The organism is Bacillus sp. NEAU-CP5 (assembly GCF_026420705.1).
Taxonomy (GTDB): Bacteria; Bacillota; Bacilli; order Bacillales; family Bacillaceae; genus Bacillus; species Bacillus velezensis.
In genome coordinates this window covers 50,571-65,803 of sequence record NZ_JAPMOV010000007.1, presented here as the reverse complement: position 1 = coordinate 65,803, position 15,233 = coordinate 50,571, and the positions used below count along the sequence as shown (strand labels likewise).

General features: G+C 44.3%; 14 protein-coding genes and 2 pseudogenes. 7 read left to right on the top strand and 9 right to left on the bottom strand.

Going from position 1 to position 15,233, the window contains the following annotated elements:
• Positions 1 to 158: 158 nt before the first annotated feature.
• The 4 genes from purT to OTK50_RS18405 form a co-directional block, all read right to left on the bottom strand.
• Positions 159 to 1,313, bottom strand: coding sequence for a phosphoribosylglycinamide formyltransferase 2 (gene purT, locus OTK50_RS18420; protein ID WP_094031459.1), 1,155 nt, complete (start codon positions 1,311 to 1,313; stop codon positions 159 to 161).
• A gap of 81 nt (positions 1,314 to 1,394) precedes the next feature.
• Positions 1,395 to 2,465, bottom strand: a complete 1,071-nt coding sequence (locus tag OTK50_RS18415; protein WP_061581726.1) for an iron-containing alcohol dehydrogenase family protein — start codon at positions 2,463 to 2,465, stop codon at positions 1,395 to 1,397.
• A gap of 71 nt (positions 2,466 to 2,536) precedes the next feature.
• Entirely contained in the window at positions 2,537 to 3,007 is a 471-nt protein-coding gene (locus OTK50_RS18410) for a helix-turn-helix transcriptional regulator (RefSeq protein ID WP_003156718.1), read from the bottom strand.
• 264 nt (positions 3,008 to 3,271) lie between these two features.
• Positions 3,272 to 3,715, bottom strand: coding sequence for a hypothetical protein (locus OTK50_RS18405; protein WP_025284165.1), 444 nt, complete (start codon positions 3,713 to 3,715; stop codon positions 3,272 to 3,274).
• A 373-nt stretch (positions 3,716 to 4,088) separates the two neighbouring features.
• Between OTK50_RS18405 and OTK50_RS19995 the strand changes: the two are divergent.
• Positions 4,089 to 4,427: pseudogene (locus OTK50_RS19995) on the top strand (peptidoglycan-binding domain-containing protein); the annotation flags it as partial.
• Positions 4,428 to 4,713: 286 nt separating this feature from the next.
• Here the strand turns inward: OTK50_RS19995 and OTK50_RS19990 are convergent.
• Complete coding sequence (locus OTK50_RS19990) at positions 4,714 to 4,806, bottom strand: hypothetical protein (RefSeq protein WP_377864224.1); 93 nt, start codon at positions 4,804 to 4,806, stop codon at positions 4,714 to 4,716.
• 2 nt (positions 4,807 to 4,808) lie between these two features.
• Between OTK50_RS19990 and OTK50_RS19985 the strand changes: the two are divergent.
• The 4 genes and pseudogenes from OTK50_RS19985 to hpaB all read left to right on the top strand — a co-directional run.
• Positions 4,809 to 4,853 (top strand): annotated as a pseudogene (locus tag OTK50_RS19985) (hypothetical protein); the annotation flags it as partial.
• Positions 4,854 to 4,862: 9 nt separating this feature from the next.
• On the top strand, positions 4,863 to 6,263 hold the full coding sequence (locus tag OTK50_RS19980) for a glycoside hydrolase domain-containing protein (RefSeq protein ID WP_407966279.1): 1,401 nt from the start codon (positions 4,863 to 4,865) through the stop codon (positions 6,261 to 6,263).
• 72 nt (positions 6,264 to 6,335) lie between these two features.
• Entirely contained in the window at positions 6,336 to 6,761 is a 426-nt protein-coding gene (locus tag OTK50_RS18395; protein ID WP_072588752.1) for a hypothetical protein, read from the top strand.
• Between the two features lie 147 nt (positions 6,762 to 6,908).
• A complete protein-coding gene (gene hpaB, locus OTK50_RS18390; RefSeq protein WP_025284162.1) occupies positions 6,909 to 8,354 on the top strand; it encodes a 4-hydroxyphenylacetate 3-monooxygenase, oxygenase component in 1,446 nt (481 codons plus the stop codon).
• Between the two features lie 55 nt (positions 8,355 to 8,409).
• On the opposite strand, the gene OTK50_RS18385 is transcribed toward hpaB, so the two are convergent.
• Positions 8,410 to 8,652 (bottom strand): DUF2651 family protein, encoded by a 243-nt coding sequence (locus OTK50_RS18385; RefSeq protein WP_007408994.1) that lies wholly within the window; start codon positions 8,650 to 8,652, stop codon positions 8,410 to 8,412.
• Positions 8,653 to 8,986: 334 nt separating this feature from the next.
• Between OTK50_RS18385 and glpT the strand changes: the two genes are divergently transcribed.
• Both glpT and OTK50_RS18375 read left to right on the top strand, forming a co-directional pair.
• Entirely contained in the window at positions 8,987 to 10,321 is a 1,335-nt protein-coding gene (gene glpT / locus OTK50_RS18380; RefSeq protein WP_003156725.1) for a glycerol-3-phosphate transporter, read from the top strand.
• Positions 10,322 to 10,416: 95 nt separating this feature from the next.
• Entirely contained in the window at positions 10,417 to 11,304 is an 888-nt protein-coding gene (locus OTK50_RS18375) for a glycerophosphodiester phosphodiesterase (protein WP_007408993.1), read from the top strand.
• 181 nt (positions 11,305 to 11,485) lie between these two features.
• Here OTK50_RS18375 and OTK50_RS18370 read toward each other — a convergent pair whose 3' ends face one another.
• From OTK50_RS18370 to OTK50_RS18360, 3 genes are all read right to left on the bottom strand, one after another.
• A complete protein-coding gene (locus OTK50_RS18370; protein WP_041482172.1) occupies positions 11,486 to 11,734 on the bottom strand; it encodes a DUF2651 family protein in 249 nt (82 codons plus the stop codon).
• 67 nt (positions 11,735 to 11,801) lie between these two features.
• Entirely contained in the window at positions 11,802 to 13,004 is a 1,203-nt protein-coding gene (locus OTK50_RS18365) for a hypothetical protein (RefSeq protein ID WP_099320031.1), read from the bottom strand.
• Between the two features lie 534 nt (positions 13,005 to 13,538).
• Positions 13,539 to 15,158 (bottom strand): APC family permease, encoded by a 1,620-nt coding sequence (locus OTK50_RS18360; protein ID WP_094031457.1) that lies wholly within the window; start codon positions 15,156 to 15,158, stop codon positions 13,539 to 13,541.
• Between the last annotated feature and the right edge of the window lie 75 nt (positions 15,159 to 15,233).

Genomic DNA, 15,233 nt, shown 5'->3' with positions numbered 1-15,233 from the left:
ATTACATATAACGATTGCGGACATAAAAAGTTTCATGAATTAAAAAGCCGGCACAAAACGGCCTCATACATTATCTCACAACCCCGTTTTCCAGTATATAGTCTGCCAAACAAAAAAGGCGCCTTACCATTACGGTAAAAACGCCTTTTAAGATCATTTTATGTAATTGATAAATGACTGAGTGCTTCGGCCGCTCTTTCTCTGGCTTCTTCAACGGTCTCAGCTGCAGAAAGCGCAACCGCCATACGGCGTCCAACTTTCGTGACGGGTTTACCGAATACGCGGACCTGAGTGCTTTTTACCCCCAAAGCCTTCTCCAAACCTTCAACCGCGTAATCAGCAAGCTCTTTTGGCGCCTTCAGCGGACGGCTTGCCCCCGGCGACAGCTGAGTGATTTCCGGAATCGGGAATCCCAATACCGCGCGGACATGCAGCGCAAACTCTGACAAATTTTGCGTTACAAGCGTAACGAGCCCCGTATCATGCGGACGGGGAGACACCTCGCTGAAATATACTTTATCTTCAGTAAGGAAAAGCTCCACCCCGAACAAACCGTATCCGCCGAGCTCGTCCGTTATGCTTTTCGCAATATGTTTCGCCTCTTTGATCTGCTGTTCCGTCATATGATGAGGCTGCCATGATTCAATATAGTCACCGTCTTTTTGTTCATGTCCGATCGGCGCGCAAAAGGACGTACCGTTCGCCGCGCGCACTGTCAGAAGAGTGATTTCTGATTCAAACGGAATGAATTCCTCAACGATGACCCGGCCGTTTTTCACCCGGCCGCCTTCCATCGCCATGTCCCAGCAGCTTTTCAGCCCGGAAGCCGAGCGGCACACGCTTTGCCCTTTTCCGGAAGAGCTCATCAGCGGTTTTACCACGCACGGAAAGCCGATTGTTTCCGCCGCTTCTTTAAATTCTTCATATGTATTCGCGAATTCATAGCCGGCAGTCGGAAGATGAAGCGTCTCTGCCGCAAGCCGTCTGATGCCTTCACGGTCCATCGTCAGCTTTGCCGCACGCGCATTCGGAATGACGTGAAAACCTTCTTCCTCAAGCTTCAGCAGCTCATCCGTCGCAATGGCTTCCACTTCCGGCACGATCAAGTCCGGTTTTTCTTTCTCAATGACTTCTCTGATCTGCGCTTTATCAAGCATATCAATCACATAGCTTTTGTGCGCGGCCTGCATGGCGGGAGCATGCTCATAGCTGTCAACGGCTACAGTGACAACCCCGAGCCGCTGCGCTTCAATGACGACTTCTTTCCCCAGCTCGCCTGATCCTAATAACAACATCTTCTTCGCCTGATACATGTCCTTTGGCCCCTCCCTTTCTATACCCCACTCATTATAACGGAAATATTCAAAAAATAAAGACAAGATAGATAACAAGCTCTATCCTGTCTTTTGCGCTGATTCGAGCGATTCAATCGCAGCTGACACATCCTTCTCGCGATATTGCCCCATTAAGCATAACGATTCTTCCGCCCGGCAGGCGTGAGAAGCAATGCGGCGCTTGGCTTCCTCATGGTTGTCAAGGATGCCGAGATCACAGAGACTGACGGGGAAACCGAGCCGGCGGTAAAACGGAAGCAGCTCTTCAATCTCAGGTCTCCGATTCTCAAGCGCGAGCTGCACCAATATGCCGTAAGCAACCTTCTGGCCATGCAGCACCTGATGTGTCTCCTGAAGAAAACTGAGTCCGTTGTGGACCGCATGCGCCCCTGCCATCCTGCACAAACGGCCGCCATACCCGCCGACCGTTCCCGCAAGCATAATGATCGTTTCCGCCGTATGGATGAACGGCACGGACAGCTCGCCTTTCTCCATGCTTCCGACGGCCGCTTCACTGTAACGCAATAACAGATTACGGATATATTCCGCCTGTCTCAGCCCCGCCTGCGCCATCAGCGGCGCCGCCTCCTCCGTATTTCTGATGACCGCCTCGGCCTCATACCATTTCGCCAGCGTATCACCGATCCCGCTTTTCATATATTCAATGGGAGAGGAAAGCAAAAACAGCGGATCAACAAGCGTCAAATAGCTTGAACGCTTATGATAATCAACTCTGATAAAATTGCCGCTCTCATCATATATGACACTCAACGGCGTACTTGCCGCACACGTCCCCGCAATGGAAGGAACCATCACAGCTTCAATATCAAGCCGGTCTGCCGCCGCTTTTGCCAAATCCAATATCGTGCCGCCTCCGATACCGATGATCACATCCGCGTCTTCCGCCTGCTCACAGACCTTACGCACCGCCTCAGGTGAACAGTATCCTTTATGCTGAATCACATCCCAGGAAGAACCGCCGCTGTAATCGGAGAACGCCTGATAGGATTTGATTCCGGTCACAATAACGGGTTTTCTGAATGTCTCCAGCAGCCCCGGAAGTTCTTTTGCGATTCCTTCCTTGCATATGTACTGATTCGGGCCGCTTCGGACGATATCTTCAGGCTTCATTCGAATCTCTCCTTTGGCTGGAATTTATATATATTTTCCCACTTGTCAGAAAATACATCAACCGGAGGTGCTCAGCGCTTCGCTTCTTCCGCCTCCAAAAACAGCTCATCAAGCCGCTCCAAAGCCTCTGCCTTTTCAAAACTGCTGAACCACAGATCATCATAAGAATCAAGGATGCGGTAATGGTGGGAAATCAAATGCTGCTGCAAGCGGAACTCGCCTTTTTTCTCGATGGCTTTCCACCACACCTTGCCGCCCATCGTCTTCCCCTTCGGCCTGTCAATTGTGCGGTGAGCAACCGTTTCAATGACCTCCAGCGGATCATCTCCTAATACGGATTGCAGTGTTTCACTTGATCTGAAAAGCGCGCAAACCGCCACAACATGCGGCCATTCCGCAAGCGCCCGCCCTTTCTCAATCTGCACCAGCGACTTTTTAGAAAGGCCGATCACATCCGCCATTTTCTCCTGTGTGTAGCCTCTCTCCGACCGGATTTTCTTCAGCTGGACTGAGACAAGCTCAGTCATATAATCTTGATCCATCTCAACCTCCATATTTATCAATATAGCCATTTTACACCGGGGCACGCCTTTTTTATATCAGAACATTTTCAAACGAATCAAAAGAACCCGGGATTGGCTTATCATTGAAGCGATGTACCTTCCCGCATAATCCAGAATGATGCGGTGAAATACAAACGCACGTCCGAATAGACAGGTGCGGGCTCCCTGGCGGTTGAGCTCCGGACAAAATAAAAAGCTGCCGCAGCTGCAGCAGCTAAAACTTTATAGACCGGAAGATCAGCATTATGAAGCGAATACAATCCATCTTGCACTATAATTGACACGTTTTTTCGAACCCTGATTGACCAATTTAAATCTGTATGAATCCCCTTTTTTCAACGAAGGTGTTTCAAAATAAGTCGTTCCATTTTTCTTTGCATTGGCGGTTTTGATTGTTTTCCAGGCACCTTTGCCGTTGACTTGCTTTTGGACGTATATTTTATACGTGCCCTTCCCTTTACTGTTGGATTTAAAAGTCACGGCTCTCAAGGTGTACTTTTTTGTCGTTTTAGTGAATTTAGGGTGATATGTATTGATCACATAGTTAGTGAAATACCCGCTTTTATAAGTATGAAGCCAGTCTTTAGCCTCTGCTTTTTGCGGAGAAGAAAAACCCATAAAACCAATTCCGCTGATTAAAAGAGTAAAAATAATGATGAGCGACTTAAAAATCTTTTTGCTTTTCATCGAGAAAATCCTTCCTTCCTGTAACTATTTACCCTATTTATGTTAATGACAATATAGCCAATCATAAATCCGTCCAACTAACCATTTTGACTGCAGGAAGAGATGTGAACAGCCCTTAAAATGACTATATGACTACTACTTATGATTCTTGTCATTTTTGATTAAGTGATAAAGTTACTTTAAACCGCTATTCATTTTGTTGTTTTTGTATCAATTGTCATAGCGAGGTCTTTTCCTATCAATGCCTCTCTTTCGGCGTTTGTTCTGCTGCTGTGATGGGGCTCTCCTTGGATAAACCCCTGCACCCATGACAAACTGTCATACGTTTGCCACCTATGAATGAACGCACAATACACATAATGGAGGGATTGCAATGGACGAAATGGTCCTGGAAACACAACAATGGCTGAATGAGACGTACAAAGGCAGACACGGGTACAACAAAGTGCCGGAAAACGGAAAAACGGGCTGGGATACCATTTACGGTCTGACACGGGCGCTTCAAATTGAGCTTGGTATTTCAGAACCTGCCGATAACTTCGGACCGACGACACAAAGATTGTTTAAGCCGTTGAAAAAGCAGGCTCCCGATTCTAAGCCGACAAACATGAATTACATTCTGCAAGGGGCGCTGTGGTGTAAAGGTTTTAACCCCGGCGGATTTTCAGGCGTTTTCTATGAAAATACCGAAAGCGCTGTAAAAGAGTTTCAAAAAGCGGCCGGGCTCACTAAGCAAGACGGCATCGTCACGGCACTCATTATGAAAGCCTTGCTGGATATGAGCGCTTTTCGATTAGTAGCGGGAGGCGACAAAAGAATCCGCCAAATCCAGCAGAACCTGAACCGGGATTACAATGACTACATCGGCTTGATGCCTTGTGACGGCTTATATGCCCGCGATACAAACAAGGCTCTCATTTATGCCCTGCAAAAAGAAGAAGGCATGAGCACAAGCGTCGCCAATGGATTTTTCGGAAACGGGACGACCAGCTTATGCCCTACCTTGACTCCCGGCGATTCACGGACAGGCTTTGTTTTAATTGTTCAATACGCGCTTTACTGTAATGGGGAAGCGTTTGATCCCGGTGAATTCGACGGAAAATACGGCGTCGGCGTTGTATCGGCAGTGAAAGCTTTCCAAAAGTTTATGTGCCTGCCGCAGACCGGTTATGCGGACATGCCGACGATTAAGGCTTTATTATCAAGCTCAGGCGACACAACACGGGCTGCTTCAGCTTGTGACACCGCTGCCATTTTGACGGCAGATACGGCCAAAACTTTGCGTGAGAATGGCTATAAGATCGTGGGAAGATATCTGACCGGGAATGTGCGGACAAGCAGCGGACTGACATCGAAAGCGTTGACGTCAAAAGAACTTTCCACGATTTTCAATGCCGGCTTAAGCGTGTTTCCGATTTATCAGGACGGCGGCTATAAATCTTCTTATTTTGTAAAAGACCAAGGAACGAGAGATGCGTACAGCGCTGCATCAGCCGCCCGAAGATTAGGTTTTCCGTCAGGAACGACCATTTACTTTGCGGTCGATTTCGATGCGTATGATTATGAAGTCACGGATAAAATCATCCCTTACTTTCAAGAAATCAAGTCAGCTTTTATGAAAATGCAGGCGTTCTCAACTGCGCCGAAATATGAAATCGGGGTATACGGACCGAGAAACATTTGTATCCGGACGTCAGAAGCAGGTCTGACCAAATATAGCTTTACGGCTAACATGTCGACCGGATTCAGCGGCAACCTCGGATACCCGATGCCGAAAAACTGGGCTTTTGATCAATTTTATGAAGGAACGATCGGAAGCGGAGCGGGAAAAGTCGCCATTGACAAAGACGGATACTCCGGAAAAGACTCGGGTGTAAGCAGCGTCCATCCGCCTTCTGATCCTGTGTATGATGCAAGACTGCGCACACTGACGGATATTTTAACAACCATTCCTGCTTTAGAAAATATATCGAATCTTGCGAATGCCATGTTTGAATTCGACAAGACAGAAACCATTTATGCATCACCTGAAATGGATATTCTTTTATCTACTTCACTTTTGGCAACAGTGCCAAGCGAAGGTTCTCCCAACACAGTTACCATTACAAATGGCAAACCGGGAGCTTATATTACCGGTCTGATGGGGGATTCACAAGTCTCTTTTACAGCATCACAAATTGATTCCTATCAAAACCTGCTTAACAGTCTGAGCTTGTCAGTCCGCAACGGTTATTTAGAAGTGTATGTCAATCCGGCTGCGGGATCGCTGAATATTCAATTTAAAATTTATACACCTGATATTCCGGTCGGTGACAGTGCTACAACTGGACTAACAACTACCATTACATTTAAAATAAAACAAAAGAGCTTCAGGTTGCCGGATTCCGAAAAAGTGTACTCTCCGGATTGGGATTCTGTCGTGAATACCATGGCTATTGCAGGCGCAGGAATTATTGTTATTGTAGGGATCGGTGCTCTAGTCGTTTTAGCACCTGAATTAGGAGGAGCTGCAGCCTTGTTCAGCACGGTTTTATCACTATTTCTATAATTGAACAGGCAGCTCCTTGCTCCAGGAATGCTCAATGAGTATTCTTGGAGTTATTTCTAAAGGAGGATTCGCATGAAGATTGATATGCAGACATACAAGGAAACCGTTCAAAAAATAGAAACCGATTTGATTCCGCGAAGTCAAAATGACAAAGAACTGCTTACATACTTAATGAAACAAGATTCGCTCACACTGAATCAAATGAAAATGTGTTTCACTGAACCGCCCCTCACCTTCCAACATACTGTCAAAATCGTATGTACAGTCACATTCATCACGTTATATATCTTTTTTTTCAGCACTCATTTTAATGATTTAATTGAAATGGCTCTGCAGATGGTTTTCGGCCTGGCCGGCCTTGTTTGGGTTATTGCTGTATTTCCGTTTTCAAGAAAAATCCAAGTGTCTGACCGTTTCAGACAAAAATCTGAAAACACCCGTATCACCGGAATGATAGACTTTGTCCTCGAACAACGATACAAAGACATGATCAGTTAAAAACCCCTCTGCTTAAGGGGTTTTTTTATTATGCAATCCCTTCACCCCCCTTCAAAAAGGCTCTTCCCCTTTGGAAATAACCGGAACACCCAATTTCGTTTTCAATATAATGAGGTAGTGGATCTGCAAAGAAAGAAGGGCGACATGATGGGTATCATTAATGGAAAAATGTTCATTGACCGATTAAATCAGCTTGGAAATGAGATTTGGCTTGATGGTGAAAAGATCGAGGGACAGATTTCTGAACATCCCGCATTTAAGGGCCTTCTGGAAACGAAGCGCTCTCTTTATGATTTGCAAACGAAACCGGACATGAAAGATCAAATGACTTACAGTCTTCCCGGTAAAAAAGAACGGGCCGGGCTTTCATACCTGCAGCCGAAAACGAAAGAAGACGTAAAAAGAAGAAGAAACATGTTCGAACATTGGGCCAGACACACGCACGGAATGATGGGACGAAGCCCGGATTATATGAATACCGTGCTGATGAGCTTCGCCTCCTCTGCCGCGCTTTTGAAAGACCGCGATCATTGTTTTCCGGAACATGTTCAAGCGCTGTACGAACGCGCTGCTGCACAGGATCTTTCTTTTACGCACACGTTTATCACCCCTCAGGTGAATCGTTCACAAATGGGTGTAAACGTATCGCCGACACCTATCTCGGCAAAAGTCGTCGATAAAAATGAAAAAGGCCTCATCATACACGGCGCCCGGATTTTAGCCACACAAGGCGGCCTGACGGATGAAGTGCTCGTGGTTTCTCTGCCTAAAATGTATTTTGAATCGGATGAAGCGTTCGCTTTTTCAATCCCTTCCAATACAAAGGGAGTAAAATTCATCTGCAGGGAATCTTTCGTACTCGGAAAATCATCGTTTGATTATCCGCTCAGCTCAAGATATGAAGAAATGGATTCTATCGTTGTATTTGATCACGTTTTGGTCCCTTGGGAACGCGTATTTTTTTATAATAATTACGAGGCGGCTTTTGATTTTAATATGAAAAGCTCTTTTAACGCCTTCGCATTTCATCAAGTCATCACGAGACAAATTGTAAAGACGGAGTTTCTCCTGGGCCTCGCCCAAACGCTTGTCGAAGCGATAGATGTGGGCGAATATCAGCATATTCAGGCTAAGATGGCTGAAATCATCACCGGTCTGGAAACGATGAAAGCCCTTTTGGAAAAGTCGGAGAATGATGCGGAAACAGATGAATGGGGTTATATGCGTCCGAGTGTCACTCCGCTTCGTGTGGTCAGCGCGATTTTTCCCGACATCTACCCGCGCTTCACGGAAATCATTCAGCTGATCGGGGCAAGCGGAATGGTGACTTTGCCGACTGAAAAAGCGTTCCGTTCTGACATCAGAGGAGACCTTGACCAATATTTGCAGGCGGCCGAATTGAACGCTGAGGACCGGGTAAAAGTGTTCCGCCTCGCATGGGATTTGACCATGAGCCCCTTCGGAACAAGACAGACACAATATGAGCGGTACTTCTTCGGTGACCCCGTCCGCTTAACCAGCCATCTGTACAGAAGCTATCCGAAAGAAGAACAGACCGCGGTCATCAAGGAATTCCTGCACATTCATAAATAAAACAAAGCAGAGAGCGCATCTCTGCTTATGATAGCTGGATCGGCTGCCGCCGATCCTATTTTTTATTTTGGCTGATCACCACCATCGTAATATGCGATAACGCGAAAGAGACAAGCGTATACACGACGGCCCACCCGATAAACGAGAAATTCAATACGGTAAAGGTGCATATAAGGCAAACGGCCAAAGCGGCAGCCGGCATAATGAACGCGTTTTTAAACAGGTACGTTCCGGCGACTGACAAGATGATGATACAAAGCGGCAGAACACCGAACGCAAAATCCAATTCATCAATCAACAGATGCACTCCCTTCGCTTTTCTTAGTCCGGCCTAACACATCTTATGCCTGAGTACAAAATCGAGTACTTCAAATCTTTCGCGCTCCGGCTGATTTTCCCTCCGGTTATTTATTCAAAAAAATGAAAACTTTCCTTAAAGCGTTTACATTCACGTCAGACTATGATAATTTAAGAAAGCGCTATCATACACAAGTTAATGATTTTTGGATGGAGATGAGGAGAACCAGGAAACCCCGCCCTTTCACAAGGGTGATTTCTGGTTCTTTTTGTCATTTTCAAGGAAAGGAGTCATACATACATCATGATAGACGTTCAGCAAAGGGGAGGATATGATGTTTCAATTGTTTAAGCCGGCTCCGCATATTGAGAGATTGGATGATTCAAAGACGGATGCGGCCTATAAACGGCTCAGGCTGCAAGTATTTTTGGGGATTTTCATCGGGTATGCCGGGTATTATTTGCTTCGCAAAAACTTTGCCTTCGCTATTCCTTATTTTCAGGAACAAGGGTTTTCAAAAGGGGAACTTGGCTTGGTGCTTGCGGCCGTATCAATCGCTTACGGCTTCAGTAAATTTATTATGGGGATGGTGTCTGACCGCTGCAACCCGAGATATTTCCTTGCGACGGGTCTGTTTTTGTCAGGTGTGGTAAACATTTTATTTGTTTCCATGCCGTGGGTCACGTCAAGCGTGACGATTATGTTTATTTTTATGTTTATTAACGGATGGTTTCAAGGAATGGGCTGGCCGCCTTGCGGACGGACGATGGCTCATTGGTTTTCCATCAGTGAACGCGGCACGAAAATGTCGATATGGAATGTCGCCCATAACATAGGCGGAGGTATTCTCGCCCCGCTCGTGACTCTCGGCATCGCCATGTTTGTTACTTGGAAAAGCGTGTTTTTCTTTCCGGCGATTATCGCCATCGTCATTTCATTTGTGATTGTTCTTCTCGTACGGGACACGCCGCAATCCTGCGGGCTTCCGCCGATTGAAGAATACCGGAATGACTATCCGAAACATGCGTTCAAAGACCAGGAAAAAGAGATGACGACCAAAGAAATTCTTTTCAAATACGTGCTGAATAATAAGTTTCTGTGGTATATCGCATTTGCCAATGTCTTTGTTTACTTCGTACGGTACGGTGTCGTTGACTGGGCGCCGACTTATTTGACGGAAGCGAAAGGGTTCTCTCCTGAAGATTCCAGATGGTCTTATTTCCTTTATGAATATGCGGGAATTCCGGGAACGATTTTGTGCGGCTGGATCAGCGACCGGTTTTTCAAAAGCCGCCGCGCGCCGGCAGGCGTACTGTTCATGGCCGGCGTATTTATCGCTGTATTGGTCTACTGGCTTAACCCTGCCGGTCATCCGCTCATCGATAATATCGCGCTGATCAGCATCGGCTTCTTAATCTATGGACCTGTCATGCTGATCGGGCTTCAGGCCATTGACCTTGCGCCTAAAAAAGCGGCGGGAACGGCAGCCGGCTTAACCGGGTTTTTCGGCTACATCGGAGGCTCTGCTTTCGCCAACGCCATCATGGGTTATGTCGTAGACCGCTTTGACTGGAACGGCGGCTTTATCATGCTTATCTCCTCATGCGTGCTGTCCATCGTCTTCTTGGCTATGACGTGGAATACGGGCAAGCGGGCGGAGCATGTGTAAGAAAACAACATAAAAGATTAATATTTTTGCAGTACAGCATTTACAACGATTTTCTACACTAGAGACAGATATTGATTTTTAAGGGGGAAGAAAACATGCGGAAACATAAATTGTTTGCTTTGGTATTGCTTTCATTCGGTTTATTGTCATTCATCGTCACGCCTGTATCGGCGGCGGGAAAAGGAAACCTCTTGTCTCCTGACAGAATTTTGACCATTGCCCATCGCGGTGCTTCGGGGTATGTCCCGGAGCACACGATCCTTTCTTATGAAACTGCGCAAAAAATGAAGGCTGACTATATTGAGCTGGATTTACAAATGACAAAAGACGGCAAGCTGATCGTCATGCATGATGAAAAACTGGACCGCACCACAAACGGACAAGGCTGGGTGAAGGATCATACATTAGCCGAGATTCAAAAGCTCGACGCCGGCTCTTGGTTCAATAAGGCCTATCCGGAAAAAGCAAAACCGCAATACGCCGGACTTCGCGTTCCCACACTTGATGACGTGTTAAAACGGTTCGGCAGACATGCAAACTATTATATTGAAACAAAGGCGCCCGAAACATATCCGGGTATGGAAGAAAAACTGATCGCTTCACTGAAAAAATACAAATTGGCAGGTAAGCATGCGAAACTTGGACAAGTTATCATTCAGTCTTTCAGCAGGGACAGCCTTCTGAAAATCAAACAGCTCGATCCGAAACTTCCCGCTGTCCAATTGCTTGAAGCGGAACAGATGACGTCAATGACTGACGCAGATTTAACGGACATTAAAACATATGCCGTCGGAATCGGACCGGATTACAAAGCGCTGAACGCTCAAAATGTCCGAAACATTCGCAGCCACGGCCTTCTGCTTCATCCTTACACCGTAAACAGCGAGGCGGACATGCGCCGTCTGCTGAATTGGGGCGTAACCGGTGTGTTTACCAACTATGCGGATATATTCCAAAAGGTTAAAAAAGAATACAAATCATAAAGCCAGCATGGGTTCGGGGATGATGCCGAACCCATGTTTTTTGCCCAATAATGCAAACGCCATCATGGGTTATGTAGCGGGCGGAGCATATTATTAAAAGGCTGAGACTCACCTTAATTGTAAAAAGGTATCACTGTAATGATGAATTACTTGTGATACCTTTTTAAACAAAGGAATATAATTATTTATTTCTATTATCTAGTTTCTTTCTTATACTATTTGTAATAGACGATAATACAAGTGATACTAAACCATAGACAACCACCCATCCCCAGAAGGATAGATTAAAAACAGTGAACATTAATATGACTGAAACAACTATACTGACAAGCGGCATTATATAGACTTTTTTGAAAATATAAGTGAATATAATCGATAAGACGATAATAGAAAGTGGTAAAATACCAAAAGCAAGATCTAGCTCATCCATTATTATTCTCCTTTGTGAATTTAATTTCCCTTTAAATATACTCACTCAGCTGTCTAGCGATTTATATCTAATCACCCCATACTTCTTTGTTTTTCTTAATCATAAAAAAGTCATATTCAGAAACATGGGTATTGTTAATAATTTTTTCAAGTCCTCTGATAGGAGTAGATTTTAATTTTTTTCCGTTTTTATAAGAGTAAGAATTAATCACATATTTCCCACCCTTGCTTATTTCTAACAAGAAAATTTCAGACTCATCAAAATAAGTGAATTTTGCTTGGTTTTCAAATTTTGTCGACCTATTTAACGGGATTTTTTTTCCCGGCTTCATACTTTTCAGATCGAAAGTATAAAGTATTGAATTAGCTGCCAAATGATATAAAGTGTCATTTTTCACAAAAAAGTTATTAGTGGAAAGAGGAATTGCCAGTTGAGAAATTTCATCAGGGATATGATAACTGCCTAAAGGATATGCCCCTTTAAACTTTTTATGCTTTAAATCAATTTCTGCTACTTTGAATTGTACTTTGTTTGATTTATCCGTTTGGTTATATAGTATAAAAAAGGCTGAGCTTTTTTTAACTATTATTTGTGAATAAACACTCCAATTTTCTTCATTTAATATAGGAATTGTTGTTCCTTTCCCTACTGTAACTTTATCTTTATCTATTTTAATACCCTGAAAAGTCGGTGTTTTAATTGAAGAATCTTCATTTATCACGTAAATATATTCACCGTCATTACCAGTACTTGTATAGAAACCCGGAATAATCTTTTCATGAAATCCACTGCCGTTACCCCATCTGATTAAACTATTATAATGGTTTTCACCGACTCCTTGATTATTCAAAAAATAAAAGATATTTTCTTTTCTTAAATGGCCTGATGACTGCCCATAACTTGTATGTACTTGATGTTGCATCGGGAATTTTTTAAAGTTATCGCCTATCATATAAACTTCTTTTTTGTCCTGTCTAACTATGTTTTTTTCATCTTGTGCAATGGTTCCAACCTCAATAGCATCTCCTTTTACAGCTGTTGCTGCTCCTTTTTCATCAATGTATACAGTATAACTCCCATCTTTAGGATAATCTATTGTAGCTGAATAATATATAGCTGCAATTTTATCATTCAAGAAATACTTTTCCTTTTCTTTTTCAGTTTGTTTAACATTAGAAACTGAATTAGTATATTTAAAAGTTCCAATACATATAAATATACCTATTAATACTATGACCGCAATTATAATAAGCCACTTAATCTTGTTCAAATATAATCTCTCTCCTTAAAATAATATGACTCCCTAAATAAACTTAGGGAGTGAAAATAATTCATCTAAATGTTTTAATAGTTTTTGTATAATTGGAATCTCTGATGTCTCTTGGATAGACGCCCAGTCATAATTTTCGCGTTTTCATACTTATTACCTCCTGCTATTTATTTATTCTCCTATATTTTAATTTATTATACAATTATTGTAATCTCAACTTACGTACTGTATTTATTCTATGGTTAATTATTTGTTTTGTCTCTAAAACTTTGACTTTGGAGTACAGGAAAAAGATGAAGCATGAAGAAGAAGAAACATAAAAGATTAATAGTTGCCTAACATATCTTTTACATTCATTGTTTAATATGGAAGACAGTTATTGATAAGGCGGAGAAATCATGAGAAAAAAGAATACTGTCCTTGGTTGCCTGTCGTTAGGCTTTCTCATTCATCGTCACGTCTGTATCGAACCCATGTTTTTTTGCCCGATCAAAAAACCTTGCGGGAACGTTCCCGCAAGGTTTTTATCAATCATTATTCTTTTCCGGCAGCGGCTTCCGCCTGTCCGCCTTTTAATTGATCGTTGATTGCTTTGGCGTCTTTCAAATACTCAGTCTTGAATCCGCTCTTCAGCGCCCACGCATAGAAGGCAAGGGCAACGATTGCGATCAGCCCCATATCCCAGCCGTACGGAATGATGTTCAGACCGCCGAATTTTTCACTTCCGAGCCATGAAATGACCATCATGCTGAGCAGATAGACAACCATCCAGACCCCGCCTTTAAAGTTTCTGCGGAATCCTTTCCACTTCGCTTTCGCTTGGTAGTAGAAATAAATCGGAAGGCCGATCAAAATGATAAACAGCACCTGCCCTGTTAACGGCCAGCGCGCCCAATACAGCACGAGAGACGCGAACACGAAGCCGAGCGGTGCAACCACGCTGAGGCCTTTCAGACGGAGAGGCCGGTACAAATCCGCCGCCGTCCGCCGCAGCGTCATCACCGTCACGGGACCCGTGATATAAGAAATCAGCGTCGCAACGGAAATGATTTCAGCAAGCACGCCCCATCCTCTGAATAAAAACAGAAAGATAAACGATACGACCAGGTTGAAAATCATCGCTTGGCGCGGCACGCCGTACAGCGGATGAAGCTTTCCGAAAATGCTCGGCATATATTTATTTTTTTCCATGCCGTAAATCATGCGGGACGTCGTAGCGGTATAAGTAATACCCGTTCCTGACGGAGATACGAACGCATCCGCATAAAGAATAATGACAAGCCAGTTGATATTCAATGCGATCGCCAAATCGGCAAATGGAGAGTTGAAGTTCAGGTGACTCCAGCCGTGAACGATCATGGAAGGTTCAACCGCACCGATAAATGCGATTTGCAATAGGACGTAAATGACGGTTGCGACCAGCAGCGAACCGACAACCGCAATCGGAATCGATTTGCCGGGATTTTTTGCTTCTCCGGCCATGTTAATCGGGCTTTGAAACCCGTTAAACGCAAATACGATACCTGATGTGGCCACCGCCGTCAGCACGCTCGCCCAGCCGTTCGGCGCAATGCTTGAACCGGATGTGAAGTTTTCGCCGTGAAAACCGGTAAACAGCAGCGCTCCGATTGTCAGCCCCGGAATAATGATTTTAAAGATGGTAATCAATGAATTCGCTTTTGAAAACAAGTTAACTGTCCAATAATTCAGTAAAAAGTAAATAATCAGTAATACGGATGCGAAGCCGAGCCCCTCTCCCGTAAGAGTGCCGTTGTGAACGAGATTGCTTGTCCATTTTGCCCATTCCCACGGCCATGAGCTCATGTATTGAACAGACGCAACCGCTTCCACCGGAATAACGGAAACAATCGCAATCCAGTTTGCCCATCCTGCGATAAATCCAATAAATGATCCATGAGAATATTGAGTATATTTTACCATTCCCCCGGCTTCCGGGAACATTGAACCCAATTCACTGTAAGAAAGTGCGATAAACAAAATAACGATCATACCGATAATCCAGGAAATAATTGCGGCAGGTCCCGCAATCTGAGCCGCCCGCCACGCCCCGAATAACCAGCCGGAGCCAATCATCGACCCAAGTCCGACCATCATGAGTGCAAACGTTCCCATTCTGCGATGTAATTGATTCATAAAGTTAACACCTTTCAATTAAAATATGACTCCAGCGCTATCATATATTTATAATATTATTCTGAAAATAGTTTT

Excerpts from the sequence above, each read along its gene's own strand:
- OTK50_RS18370 (WP_041482172.1), bottom strand. The coding sequence starts at position 11,734 with ATGGATGAGCTAGATCTTGCTTTTGGTATTTTACCACTTTCTATTATC.
- OTK50_RS18410 (WP_003156718.1), bottom strand. The coding sequence starts at position 3,007 with ATGGATCAAGATTATATGACTGAGCTTGTCTCAGTCCAGCTGAAGAAA.
- OTK50_RS19980 (WP_407966279.1), top strand. The coding sequence starts at position 4,863 with ATGTGCCTGCCGCAGACCGGTTATGCGGACATGCCGACGATTAAGGCT.
- OTK50_RS18415 (WP_061581726.1), bottom strand. The coding sequence starts at position 2,465 with ATGAAGCCTGAAGATATCGTCCGAAGCGGCCCGAATCAGTACATATGC.
- OTK50_RS18375 (WP_007408993.1), top strand. The coding sequence starts at position 10,417 with ATGCGGAAACATAAATTGTTTGCTTTGGTATTGCTTTCATTCGGTTTA.
- OTK50_RS18395 (WP_072588752.1), top strand. The coding sequence starts at position 6,336 with ATGAAGATTGATATGCAGACATACAAGGAAACCGTTCAAAAAATAGAA.
- glpT (WP_003156725.1), top strand. The coding sequence starts at position 8,987 with ATGTTTCAATTGTTTAAGCCGGCTCCGCATATTGAGAGATTGGATGAT.
- OTK50_RS18405 (WP_025284165.1), bottom strand. The coding sequence starts at position 3,715 with ATGAAAAGCAAAAAGATTTTTAAGTCGCTCATCATTATTTTTACTCTT.
- hpaB (WP_025284162.1), top strand. The coding sequence starts at position 6,909 with ATGGGTATCATTAATGGAAAAATGTTCATTGACCGATTAAATCAGCTT.
- purT (WP_094031459.1), bottom strand. The coding sequence starts at position 1,313 with ATGTATCAGGCGAAGAAGATGTTGTTATTAGGATCAGGCGAGCTGGGG.
- OTK50_RS18360 (WP_094031457.1), bottom strand. The coding sequence starts at position 15,158 with ATGAATCAATTACATCGCAGAATGGGAACGTTTGCACTCATGATGGTC.